This window comes from Acinetobacter junii CIP 64.5 (assembly GCF_000368765.1).
In the GTDB taxonomy this organism is placed as follows: Bacteria; Pseudomonadota; Gammaproteobacteria; order Pseudomonadales; family Moraxellaceae; genus Acinetobacter; species Acinetobacter junii.
Genome location: NZ_KB849655.1, coordinates 1901929 through 1914748 on the forward strand (window position 1 = coordinate 1901929; position 12820 = coordinate 1914748).

General features: G+C 39.5%; 9 protein-coding genes and 1 pseudogene. 2 read left to right on the plus strand and 8 right to left on the minus strand.

Annotated elements, in window-relative coordinates:
* Window positions 1-4: 4 nt before the first annotated feature.
* From F948_RS14575 to F948_RS14590, 4 genes and pseudogenes are all read right to left on the minus strand, one after another.
* Window positions 5-1012, minus strand: a complete 1008-nt coding sequence (locus F948_RS14575) for a putative solute-binding protein (protein WP_004965197.1) — start codon at window positions 1010-1012, stop codon at window positions 5-7.
* Window positions 1013-1227: 215 nt separating this feature from the next.
* Window positions 1228-2229, minus strand: coding sequence for a putative solute-binding protein (locus F948_RS14580; protein WP_017397501.1), 1002 nt, complete (start codon window positions 2227-2229; stop codon window positions 1228-1230).
* Window positions 2230-2451: 222 nt separating this feature from the next.
* On the minus strand, window positions 2452-3420 hold the full coding sequence (locus F948_RS14585) for a putative solute-binding protein (RefSeq protein ID WP_004965202.1): 969 nt from the start codon (window positions 3418-3420) through the stop codon (window positions 2452-2454).
* 86 nt (window positions 3421-3506) lie between these two features.
* Window positions 3507-4512, minus strand: a pseudogene (locus tag F948_RS14590) (putative solute-binding protein).
* 211 nt (window positions 4513-4723) lie between these two features.
* Between F948_RS14590 and F948_RS14595 the strand changes: the two are divergent.
* The gene (locus F948_RS14595) at window positions 4724-6652 is read left to right on the plus strand and encodes an ATP-binding cassette domain-containing protein (RefSeq protein WP_004965207.1); all 1929 of its coding nucleotides are present in this window, start codon (window positions 4724-4726) and stop codon (window positions 6650-6652) included.
* Window positions 6653-6957: 305 nt separating this feature from the next.
* Complete coding sequence (locus F948_RS14600) at window positions 6958-7515, plus strand: VTT domain-containing protein (protein ID WP_004965210.1); 558 nt, start codon at window positions 6958-6960, stop codon at window positions 7513-7515.
* 87 nt (window positions 7516-7602) lie between these two features.
* Here F948_RS14600 and cybC read toward each other — a convergent pair whose 3' ends face one another.
* The 4 genes from cybC to dnaN are packed head-to-tail and all read right to left on the minus strand — an operon-like array spanning window position 7603 to window position 12790.
* Window positions 7603-7992, minus strand: coding sequence for a cytochrome b562 (gene cybC / locus F948_RS14605; protein ID WP_004965213.1), 390 nt, complete (start codon window positions 7990-7992; stop codon window positions 7603-7605).
* Between the two features lie 21 nt (window positions 7993-8013).
* On the minus strand, window positions 8014-10482 hold the full coding sequence (gyrB, locus tag F948_RS14610) for a DNA topoisomerase (ATP-hydrolyzing) subunit B (protein ID WP_004950013.1): 2469 nt from the start codon (window positions 10480-10482) through the stop codon (window positions 8014-8016).
* Between the two features lie 49 nt (window positions 10483-10531).
* Window positions 10532-11614, minus strand: coding sequence for a DNA replication/repair protein RecF (gene recF / locus F948_RS14615; RefSeq protein WP_004914572.1), 1083 nt, complete (start codon window positions 11612-11614; stop codon window positions 10532-10534).
* Between the two features lie 27 nt (window positions 11615-11641).
* The gene (gene dnaN, locus F948_RS16760) at window positions 11642-12790 is read right to left on the minus strand and encodes a DNA polymerase III subunit beta (protein ID WP_004914569.1); all 1149 of its coding nucleotides are present in this window, start codon (window positions 12788-12790) and stop codon (window positions 11642-11644) included.
* Between the last annotated feature and the right edge of the window lie 30 nt (window positions 12791-12820).

The window sequence follows — 12820 nt, forward strand, 5'->3', positions numbered from 1 at the left end:
CTGATTATTCACCAGGTAATGCACATTCAAAGTTTGATTTGTTCACTGAACAACGAGATTTTTTCAATACAGACATCATACCTGCATCGTAAATACCACGCTTAGTCAAATCCATACGACCATCACGTAATAATTTTTGATACTTCAATGTATCTTCTGCGCTTAAGTTCATTTTGTACTTCGCTGGAATTTCAGCTTCGTAACGTTTGATCATTGCGAATGCTTTTGGAAGTTGCTTCACAAAGTAATCACGAGATTTTTGACCAAAACCAGCAGGGAATTTTTCTGGACGAATAACAAGATCCGCAGTTACTTGTAAAACTGGGAAGTTGAAGATACCACCATTAGTACCTAAACCCTTGCTCAATTCTAATGGTTTGTATGCATAAGCAGGCGCACCTACCATATCAACTTGACCATTGTTAAATTTAGCAGCGAAGTTAGAAACGTCAGAAAGTACTGCTTGAGCGCCTACGCGTTGTACCATGATTTTTTGAGCATCATCGTAACCCAATACAGCGAATTTCTTACCAGCAGCTTTTTCAATTGAGTTAATGTTCTTGTCACGTACGAAGATATACGCAGCACCCAATGGAGAGATACCCGCTACTTCATATTTGTTACCACCAAGATTAGTCGTCATCTTCGCAGCATTACGAGCATCTAGAACGTAAGTAATCGCACGTTGAGCAATTTCATTGCTCGGCGCACCACCTAAAGAATCGATAGAACCCGCGAATTTGTTGTATGGGCGAGCACGCATTGCTGTCATTGCTACAGCAGCACATTTACCAGCCTTGAAATTATTGTCAGCAACTTGCTCATCAGTGATTGCTAGAAGGTTAACGTCAGCACCCCAACCTTTTGCAGCAAGTGCCCAGTCTTGCATCATTTTGTATGATTCACCTGACTTCCCTAATAAGTCGAATACACACACATCGATTTTTGCTTGAGCAGATGCTGACATGCCCATCATCGCAGTTGCTGCAATAGCTAATGCAATTTTTTTCATATTTTTCATCCTTTCACAAACTTTATGTTTGTCTCCTTGTTCGAAGCAAATATTAATCATGTTTTCTGAAAAAAAATAGAGCTTGTACTCTATTTTTATGTCAGGATTGTTTAATATTTGTCCTTTTTTATATCATCCACTTCTTTTATTAGACATTTTTGTGATAAGTCAAAAGTTGTACGCTAAGGTTCACGATTTGAAATAACGTAAAACTTCTATTCTCCACTCAATGTACATTCAAAGTTTGTACGTTCAACAGTACAACGTGCACGTTTGAGTACGTTCATCATAGTAGCATCGTAAACGCCTTGTTTTGTTAGATTCATACGCCCTTCTCGTAACATTTTTTGATAGCGTACTTTGTCTTCATTCGATAGGTTAATTTTTCGGGCATTCATGCCTGATTCTAAACGTTGCACCATGGCAAAGTTACTTGGAAGTTTATTGATGAACCATTGTCTCGATTGAGTACCAAAATTTGCAGGAAATTTACCTGGACGAATAATCAGATCACCTGTGATATTCACAACAGGAAAATTAAACAAAGCACCATTTGCCAATCCTTTGCTAATTTCCAAAGGTTTATAGGCATATGCTGGTGCAGCAATTACATCGACCTGACCGCTGTTAAATTTTTTCACAAAATCAGAAATATCGGATGGCACAGCAATCAGATCTAAGCTTTCAACAATTATTTTTTGTGCCTGATCGTAATGCAAATAAGCGAATTTTTTTCCTTTCGCTTTTTCTATCGTATCAATTCGTTTATCCCGCACAAAAATATAGGCAAGACCGACTTCAATGATTCCCGCAACTTCGTATTTTTCTCCATTGACGGTTGCAGTCAGACGGCTTTTATTACGTTTGTCGAGCACATAACTAATTGCTTTTTGCGCAATTGCATTACTCGTTACTGCACCCACAGCATCAATCGAACCAGCGAATTTGTTATATTTACGCGCACGCATTGAGGTCATGTAAACCCCATCACACTTACCAGCATCAAAGTCTTGTTCAGCTTTTTGTTCATCTTGATAAGCAATTAACTCAACGTCACCCTGCCAAGTTTTTGATGCAAGCTTCCACTCTTCAATCAGTTTATATGACTCCCCAGCCTTGCCTAACAAATCGAATACACAAATTTCTTGTTTTGCCTGCACAGAAGTGGTCATGGCAAAAAGCGTTGCAGCGCTCAGTGCCCAAAGTCCTTTTTTCATCTTGTTTTCCCTTAATTGCTGTTTTTGCATATTTTTCCACCAGCTAAGGACAAATATAGTCAGGTTTTATTTAAAAGCCTAGTCCTTTTGTCTACATATGTCGGGTTTTTCAGATATTTAACTATCCTGATCACACTTTCTAAAGAGTCAATTGACGATGTCTCATAGCAAAGCATTTGATTGAAATATTTGGACTAATCAGAACTAGGATCAGGATATTTACTATTCACCACCTAAGGAGCATTCAAAGTTTGTGCGTTCTACCGTACAACGTGCGCGTTTCAGAACACTCATCATAATCGGATCGTATACACCTTGTTTCGTCACATTAATACGTTCGTCTCTTAGTATTCGTTGATAGCGAACCTCATTTTCTTTACCTAAGCTCAATTTATATTTCGCGGGTATAGAGTCTTCTAGGCGTTTAACCATCGTAAAGCTTTTCGGTAGCTGCTTAACAAACCATTCCCGTGACTTTAATCCAAAATTAACAGGAAACTGTTCAGGACGAATAATTAAATCTCCTGTGATATTTACAACTGGGAAGGTAAACATGGCTCCCGACTTTGCAATCCCTTTTTCAATCTCGAGTGGCTTATAGGCGTACGCAGGTGCAGCAATCACATCAACCTGCTTGCTATTGAATTTTTTTACAAAATCAGAGATTTCTGAAGGTACTGAAATCATTTGTAAACTATCTACTACTGCTTTTTGAGCTATATCGTAGTGAAGATATGCAAACTTTTTTCCTTTGGCTTTTTGGATCGTATTTAAATTTTTATCTTGTACAAAAACATAAGCCAAACCAAATTGTAAAATGCCAGCAACTTCGTAGTTTTGATCATCAACTTTTGCCAGTAATCGGTGCTTATTGCGTTTATCTAAAGCAAAACTAATCGCCTTTTGTGCTACATCATTACTGGTCACACCACCAATCGCATCAATCGAACCTACAAAACCATTGTATTTGCGGGCCCGCATAGAGGTCATATACACACCTTCACAGATTCCTGACTCGAAGTCTTTTTGTGCCTTCGCCTCATCCTGATATGGGATCAATTGAATTTCAGCTTGCCAATTTTTAGCCGTGACAGCCCATTCTTGCGTCACTCCAAATGTTTCACCTGCTTTTCCTAATAAATCAAATACACATACTTTTTGTTTTGCTTGAACAGTCGTTGCAAACCCCATCAATGTTAAGATTGATAAAGCAAATAGCCCTTTTTCATTTTTCCCCCTATAAAAAAAATAAAAACACACTTTAATAAAACAAAAAATTATTCACCACCAAGACTGCATTCAAAGTTTGTGCGTTCAACCGTGCAACGTGCACGTTTTAAAACACTCATCATGGTTGAATCATAAATATCACGCTTGGTTAAACTGATTCGTGCTTCACGTAGAATTTGTTGATAACGGGTTTTATCTTCCTGACTTAAATTAATTTTGTATTTTGCAGGTAAATCCGCTTCCATGCGTTGTATCAAGGTGAAATTACTTTTTAAGCGTCCAAGAAACCAATCTCGTGAGTTTTGTCCAAAATTACTCGAAAATTTTTCAGGACGAATAATCAGATCCATTGTCATATTTACAGCTGGAAAGGTAATGATTGCTCCATCCTCTCCAAGCCCCTTATATAGCTCTAGAGGCTTATATGCGTAGGCTGGTGCTGCCATGATGTCAGCTTGACCACTATTAAATTTCTTTGCGATATCCGAAATATCTGACAATACTGCTTGCCCACCTAGACTTCGAACAACAATTTTTTGTGCTTCGTCATATCCTAGCACCGCAAATTTTTTCCCTTTGATTTTCTCAATGGTGTTGATCTTTTTATCTCGGACGAAGATATATGCCAAACCAATTTCTGATGTACCTGCAACTTCATAGCTCTGATTTCCGTCCCTACTTACCAAACGGCGCTGATTACGTTTATCTAAGGCAAAGCTGATTGCTTTTTGGGCTATTGCATAGGTTGGAACTGCACCAATTGCATCAACAGACCCAGCAAATTTATTGTAAGTTCGCGCGCGCATAGAAGTCATATACACGCCATCACATTTCCCTTGTTGAAAATCCTTTTCAGCCTGAGCTTCATTTTGGTAACTGATCAGATCAATATCACCACGCCAAACTTTTGCAGCTAACGCCCACTATTCAATCATTTTGTAAGCCTCTCCTGACTTACCTAATAGATCAAATACACAAACTTTTGCCGCATTTGATGATGTCTTTACCCCCAAAAATTAACATTGCCCCCAATGCCAAAATTCCCTTATTCATCCTGAATTCCTGTCGTATAGTTTTGGTCTTGTTACTTATTTTTTCATCTAAACTAAATAATATTCTGATTTTAAACACAGAAGTAGAGTTTTTACTCTATTTTTATCATCTAAATGCATTTGATTTCAGCTTTGCATAAATTCATATAAAAATTTGCAATCGCTTCGGATCACCTTAAAATGCGGCTATCTATTCGCTATTTTGCATACTCATGATCCAATTTGACCAAGTTTCTTTACGCCGTGGTGGGCGCGTTCTCTTCCAAAAAGCATCTATGCAACTTCATCCAGGCTGGAAAATTGGTCTCACAGGCGTAAATGGCGCAGGAAAATCTACGTTATTTGCAGCACTTTTAGGTGATTTAGTCGCTGATGAGGGAAATCTAAGTCGTCCGTCTGTTTGGACAGTGGCTCATATGGCACAAGAAATTAAAGCCTTAGATATTCCTGCCATCGACTTCGTACTTTCAGGTGACGAAGAGTATTGGACGATTCAAGAAAAACTCGCGCATCCTGATCATTTAAGTAATGAGGATTTGGCACAGCTTCATGGTCGTTTTGATGAAATTCATGGTTATGCTGCCCCTGCTAAAGCAGCACAACTGATGGCTGGACTAGGCTTTTTAGATCATCAAATTCGATTAAATGTAGCCAGCTTTTCAGGTGGATGGCGCATGCGACTTAATCTTGCTAGAACACTGATGAGTCGTTCAGATTTATTATTATTAGATGAACCAACCAACCATTTAGATTTAGATGCAATTTTATGGCTTGAGGACTGGCTTAAAGCTTATGAGGGTACTCTGGTTTTAATCTCACACGATCGTGATTTCTTGGATGCAGTGACTGATCATATTCTGCATATCGAAAACCAAGAATTAACCTTGTATACAGGAAATTACTCAACATTTGAGACCACACGAAGCGAACGTTTAGCACAACAACAACAAGCTTTTGAGAAGCAACAAGAAACACGTGCTCATTTACAGAAATTTATTGATCGTTTCAAAGCAAAAGCCACCAAAGCCCGCCAAGCCCAAAGTCGGATTAAACAATTAGAACGTATGCAGCAATTAGCACCTGCACATGTGGATACACCTTTCACCTTTAGCTTCCGTGAACCTACCAAAATGAGTTCCCCATTACTCAGTCTTGATGGTGCAACGATCGGTTACGGTGACAAAGTCATCGCTGAAAAAATTCGTTTGCAGATTACGCCAAGCTCTCGAATAGGCTTACTCGGAATGAATGGCGCAGGTAAATCCACTCTAATCAAAACCTTGGTTGGTGACTTGCCACTATTAGCTGGAGAGCGTAAAGCTTCTGAACTTCTTAATATCGGTTATTTTGCTCAGCATCAAATGGATGCTTTAGACGCGCATGCAAGCCCAATGCTTCAACTGGCACGTATCGCAGATAAACAAATCAGTGAAGCATCTTTACGCTCTTTCTTGGGTGGCTTTGGCTTCAGTGGTGAACGCATGGACACACCATGTGAGAGCTTCTCTGGTGGAGAACGTGCTCGTCTGGCTTTAGCTTTAATTGTTTGGCAACGTCCTAATGTACTGATTCTAGATGAACCGACTAACCATTTAGATTTAGATATGCGCCACGCTTTGACCATGGCATTGCAAGATTTTGAGGGTGCAGTGGTCTTGGTTTCGCATGAACGTCAATTGATTGCAAGTGTGTGCGATGATTTGTTACTTGTTCATGCAGGAAAATGCACAGAGTTTGAAGGTGATCTTCAGGACTATGCAAAATGGTTACGTGAAGCGCGCCAACAACAAATAAATGCACAGAGTGCTTCACAACAAGAGAGCCATTCATCTCAAGTTGCTGCTCCTAAAGTTGATAAAGAAGCTCAACGTAAAGAAGCTGCTCGCCGTCGTGAACTGACTCGACCTATCCGAAAAGACATGGAAAAAGTCGAATCACAGATTGGTAAAATTCAACCACGACTCATTGAGATCGAAGAACTTCTAGGCGACACGACACTTTATGAAGCAAATCGCAAAAACGATCTTATGAAGCTCATGAATGAACAAAATGAACTCAAAGCCAAATTGGAAAATTTTGAAGAGCAATTATTAGAATTCATGATGAGTTTAGAGGAACTTGAAGGCTCATTTGAAAACTAAGTAACATCCCCTAACCACACCAAATGTGTGGTTAGGTTTTTTCAATTTAATCAATACAAGAAAAATAGAAACTCAAACTCAATTACATCGATAATCCACATTTAAATACCATGTTTTTTCTATCTACTCAGTTAAATTAAAAAATGGAAATTTCCTCAAAAATTGAGCTTTGTGTTTAGGCTCGATATACTCAGCTCCCATCATTCTAAAGTTGTGACTTTCGATTGACGTTTAAAACGTCTACTTTCTTAATATTTTTTGTACTTCAATTTGGTAAGTACCCGATTTGGACTCATACAAACTGAATGAATTCTTTAGATTTTATTTTTAATTTTGAACATTTTCTTCCAATCTTGATCCAAGAATATGGCGTTTGGATCTACGCTATTCTTTTTTTAATTATATTTGCAGAAACCGCTTTTGTTTTTATGTTCTTCCTCCCTGGTGATAGTTTATTACTCACTGTTGGTGCACTCTGCTCAGTCATTGAAATGATGCATCTTGGCTATATGATTAGTTTATTGTTTGTGGCTGCAACATTGGGCTATATGGTGAATTATCATATTGGTCGTCATTTTGGTGATCGCATTTTTAAAATGGATTCACGCTTTATCAAACAAGAATATTTAAGAAAGACTAATACATTCTTCCTAACTCATGGTGGTAAAACGATTCTTCTCGCACGTTTTATTCCTTTTGCGCGCTCTTTTGCCCCTTTAGCAGCGGGCTCTGGCAACATGAATTATATGCGTTTCGTAGTCTATAACATTTTAGGCGCATTGTTATGGATCAGTGTTTTAGTCACCGCTGGATATTTATTTGGTCATGCCCTAATTCAGATGAATGATTTGGTTGACCAATAGCAAAGGTTCCACGTGGAACAAAAAAGAGCTTAAAACCAGTTTAGTTTTAAGCTCTATTTCATAATGATCTTAAAGTTAATCTAAGTATCATTTAAATTGTTGGTGATACTCATTGCGCAATTTAACCAACTCTAGTGCCTGTACTTTGGCTTGTTCGAGCTGCCCCTTTTCAACCAAAGCATTGACTGAATCAATTTGAGCTAACAATAGATCTAAGCCATGTTGATATGCTTTAAGCTGTTCATCATCTTTAGACACACCATCAAGCTTATGCGGTGAAGAAGCCTTTGATGCAACAGCTGCTTTGCGCATAAGCATCAATTGTTTCTTCGCTTCTGCTAAATCCTGAGTTTGAGCAAAAGCCGTCATACTTTTAGCCAATACTCGCATATCTGTTTCAAGTTGATGAGCAGATACACCTTGATTGAACATCAACACACTTGCAAATAAAGTAGCTAAGCAAAATCCTTTTTTCATTAAAAATATCCTTTTTAGCGCTTAAGCATCAATATCTGCATTCAAGGCATTCTCTTCAATAAATGCACGACGTGGTTCAACATCATCACCCATTAAACAAGAGAACATACGATCAGCTTCAATGGCATCATCAATCGTCACTTGGAGCATATGACGGTTTTCAGGATCCATCGTGGTTTCCCAAAGCTGCTCAGCATTCATCTCACCCAAACCTTTATAGCGTTGGATCATCATGCCGCGACGAGAATCTTGCAAAATATGCTGCCATACTTGATGGAAACTATTCACCTGAATACGACGATCACCCTTCTGCAAATAAGCGCCCGTTTCGAGCAACGTAAACCAGCTCTTCGCATTCTTCAGTAAGCGTGCATATTCAGCAGAGTTTAACAATCCTGCGTCAAGCAAATATGAATGTGGCAAGTTATGTACATACACGGTGACACGTGGCCAATAATGAGCTGATTTCTCGCCGTGAGAGTTCTCACGTTCAAATGATTCTAAAGAAATCTCTGGACGTAAACTTGGTTGGAGTTTCTCAATTGCAGCACGTAATTGTTCTGCCCAAGACTCCACATAATCACGCTCATGATTGTGATCCGCCTTAAAAGCTTCTAGTTCAAGCAGACCATCTAACAAACTCGCAGGATAACGTAGTGTTAAACGCTGCAAGCTTTTTTGCGACACTTGATAGTCTGCGATAACTTTAGCCAAAGCTTCACCCGTAATCGCAGGTGAATCTGCACTTATATGCAAAGCAAGTTCATCAATCGCATTCGAAATAAGGTAGGTTTCTAATGCATCATTATCTTTGATGTATTGCTCCTGCTTACCTTTCTTTAATTTATACAAAGGTGGCTGGGCAATATAAATATGACCACGCTCTACCAATTCTGGCATTTGACGGAAGAAGAAAGTCAACAACAAGGTACGAATGTGTGAACCATCAACGTCCGCATCGGTCATGATAATGATTTTGTGATAACGTAATTTATCAGGGTTGTATTCTTCACGACCAATACCACAGCCTAAAGCTGTAATCAGCGTTCCAACTTCCTGACTTGAAATCATCTTGTCAAAACGTGCTCGTTCAACGTTTAGGATTTTACCTTTCAACGGCAAAATAGCCTGCATCTTACGGTTACGACCTTGCTTGGCACTACCGCCCGCAGAGTCACCCTCGACTAGATACAGTTCAGACAATGCTGGATCTTTTTCCTGACAGTCGGCTAATTTTCCTGGTAAACCTGCAATATCTAAAGCACTCTTACGACGTGTCATTTCACGCGCTCGACGAGCTGCATCACGTGCACGAGCTGCATCAATAATTTTGCCCGCGATTGATTTTGCTGCTTGAGGGTTTTCAAGCAAATAAGCTGAAAACTCTTTATTCATTGCTTGTTCAACAGCAGGTTTAACCTCACTCGAAACTAACTTCTCTTTGGTTTGAGAAGAGAATTTTGGATCAGGAACCTTTACTGAAATAATTGCAGTCAAACCTTCACGAGCATCATCACCTGAAACGGCCACTTTCTCTTTTTTGAGTAAGTTTTCATTTTCCATGTAGCTGTTTAAACCACGGGTCAAAGCCGCACGGAAACCTGCTAAGTGAGTACCACCATCTTTCTGTGGAATATTGTTGGTAAAGCAACGAACATTCTCTTGATAGCTATCATTCCACTGCAATGCCACCTCTACACCAATGCCATTATCAGCATCAGTCGTGAAGTGAAAAATTTCATTGAGATGTGTTTTGCCTTCGTTAATGTATTTAACGAATTCTGATAAACCACCTTCGTAATCATAAACATTTTCGAGATTAACGCGTTCATCACGCAATACGATACGCACACCCGCATTCAAGAAAGAAAGCTCTCTTAAACGACGTGCAAGGATATCCACACTAAAAATGGTCTGACTAAAAGTAAGCTCACTTGGCCAGAAACGAACAGTTGTTCCTGTTTTATCTGTCTCACCCACAACCTTCAATGGATATTGCGGATCGCCATGGCAATATTCTTGCTCATGAATTTGACCTGCACGTTGAATGGTCAAATGCAATTTTTTAGACAGGGCATTTACAACTGAAACACCAACACCGTGTAGACCACCAGAAACTTTATAACTGTTGTCATCAAATTTACCACCTGCATGCAGGATCGTAAGAATCACTTCTGCCGCAGATACACCTTCTTCAGGGTGAATATCTGTCGGAATACCACGACCATTATCAGATACGCTAACAGATTCATCTTCATGAATCGTCACTAGAATTTCATCACAGTGACCTGCTAGTGCTTCATCAATCGCGTTATCGACCACCTCAAACACCATATGGTGCAAACCTGTACCATCATCGGTATCCCCAATGTACATACCAGGACGTTTACGAACCGCGTCTAATCCACGTAATACTTTAATGCTAGAGGAATCATAAGCCTTTTCATTTGTTTGTTCTGTTTGAGAGACTGATTGAGACTCTGAACTCATGGTTACTCCCTAGTTAATATCGAATCTATCCAAAAATGAGGAAATAAAATTATGGTGCAGCAAGACTGACTTGACCGTGTACAACATGGAACAATTGAAAGGAAATCGACAAATCATGTAAGTGTTTTAATACCGACGCATGGTCTAAGGTGGTCAGAAAAACCTGACTTCCTAACTGACTCAGTCGCTCAATTAAACGTTGTTGTGCAGCTACATCTAACTCTGCTGTCAGATCATCTAATAATACCACAGTTTCCTTATTACTCGCATGTAGCATTGCAATTTGTGACAGTTTTAATGCCATGATTAACAACTTTTTTTGCCCTCGAGACAACACATCATCAGCGTTACCTTGTGGGGTTTTTAGACGTAAATCAGCCCGATGCGGACCGTATTCAGTATATCGACGCTCAAGGTCTTTTTGATGCTGTTGAATAAGGTCTTGAAACAACCCTTGCTCAGTATGAAATCCTGAATAGTATTCGAGTTCAATATCAATATCTGGCAAAAGCTGCTGTAAATCCTCACGAAAATATTGATTCCATTGCTCAACGATACTGATCCGTTGTGAATGTAAAATTTCACCATATTCACTGAGCATTTTGTTCCACGGCTCAAGTTCAGACAAACTGAGATTTCGACGTGTTTTTAATAAACTGTTTCGTTGTTTCAGAGCACGTGAATAATACTGCCAAGCAAAATAAAACTCAGGTTCCACGTGGAACATCAACCAATCCAAGAGCTGACGACGAGGTTTAGCACCATGATCGATAATATCAGTACTTTGCGGATCAATATGCTGCAAAGGGAGCAACTTTGCTAGCTGCCCTTGCGTTGCAATCGTATCGCCATTGACCTTAATTAATTGCTCACCAGAAATGAGTTTTTTCATGCCCACACGTTCGGTTGCGGACTGAGCAAATACGATCGCATCATTACACTGATGCTGAATATAATGTTTTGGAATATGTGTGCGAAAAGAGCGTCCAGTTGCTAACAAATGAATAGACTCTAGAATTGATGTTTTTCCAGAACCATTCGCACCATAGAAAATATTAAACGGCTGCAACTCAGTGAGTGCAACCGTCTTCAAATTTCGTACACGTTCTATATTTAAACGCGTGATTTGCATGATTTAAACCTAATACAACAATGCAAATTAAACTCGCATAGGCATAACAACATAAGTTTGATCAGGATGCGCAGGATCTTGTACCAATACCGACTGATTCGCCTCTGTCATACTCATTCGCACATCATCACCATCAAGAACACTCAACACATCAAGGATATATTGAGCATTAAAAGACATTTCAAGAGGTGCATCTTGATATTGGATTACTAAATCTTCACTCGCCTCGTCCTGTTCAGGGTTATTGGCGCGTAATTGCAATGTATCTTGGCTAAAGTTCAAGAAAACACCACGCAATTTCTCGTTACTTAAAATTGCAACGCGTTGTAGCGATTGCTTAAATACATCATGTGCAATCAACACATGTTTGTCACCACCGCGAGGAATCACACGGCGATAGTCAGGGAATTTACCATCAATCAACTTAGTCGTAAAACGCACTGTAATATCACCCTGTTCCTTATCTCGACTTGGCGTATTGATAGTTACATTCAACAACTCACGACCGATTAATAAAGTGAGTTGTTCATCTTCAATACTGAGCAAACGTTGTAACTCCCCTACTGCCTTGCGAGGAACGATCGCTTGAATTGAAGATGTCGCTGTTGATGAAGCTAACACTTCACACAATGCTAAACGATGACCATCAGTTGTCACTGTACGTAACTGATTTTGATCAATTTCTAGTAATGTCCCTGTTAAATAAAAGCGAACATCCTGAACTGCCATAGCAAATGCAGTCTTTTCAAATAAACGTTTGAGTTCACGCTGAGTGACTTGAACTTGCGTGCCTAAACTATTCTCAGTAGAAAGTAGTGGATAGTCTTCAGCTGGAAGAGTACCCAATACAAAACGACTGTTACCTGATTTCAAGATACAACGTTGATCTTCTGTGATTTGTAAATCGATCAAAGCCGCACTAGGAAGTGACTTACAAATTTCGACTAATTTACGCGCAGGAACCGTCGTTTCACCTGCTTCTATACAAGCACCATCAGCTAAGGTCGTACTGGCTACCAACTCAACTTCCAAATCAGAACCTGTGATCGTCAAGGCCTGCTGTGTGGTTTGAATTTTAACGTTTGAAAGAATATTCAACGTATGACGGCGCTCCACCGCACCCACAACGTGTGACAAAACATTGAGTAAACTTTCTTTAGCGATTTTCAAACGCACGATTTTATTCCTCTTACAACGGAAGCCGAT

Coding starts and splice junctions, on each gene's coding strand:
- recF (WP_004914572.1), bottom strand. CDS start 11,614: ATGCAAATCACGCGTTTAAATATAGAACGTGTACGAAATTTGAAGACG.
- cybC (WP_004965213.1), bottom strand. CDS start 7,992: ATGAAAAAAGGATTTTGCTTAGCTACTTTATTTGCAAGTGTGTTGATG.
- gyrB (WP_004950013.1), bottom strand. CDS start 10,482: ATGAGTTCAGAGTCTCAATCAGTCTCTCAAACAGAACAAACAAATGAA.
- F948_RS14600 (WP_004965210.1), top strand. CDS start 6,958: ATGAATTCTTTAGATTTTATTTTTAATTTTGAACATTTTCTTCCAATC.
- F948_RS14580 (WP_017397501.1), bottom strand. CDS start 2,229: ATGAAAAAAGGACTTTGGGCACTGAGCGCTGCAACGCTTTTTGCCATG.
- F948_RS14585 (WP_004965202.1), bottom strand. CDS start 3,420: ATGGGGTTTGCAACGACTGTTCAAGCAAAACAAAAAGTATGTGTATTT.
- F948_RS14595 (WP_004965207.1), top strand. CDS start 4,724: ATGATCCAATTTGACCAAGTTTCTTTACGCCGTGGTGGGCGCGTTCTC.
- F948_RS14575 (WP_004965197.1), bottom strand. CDS start 1,012: ATGAAAAAAATTGCATTAGCTATTGCAGCAACTGCGATGATGGGCATG.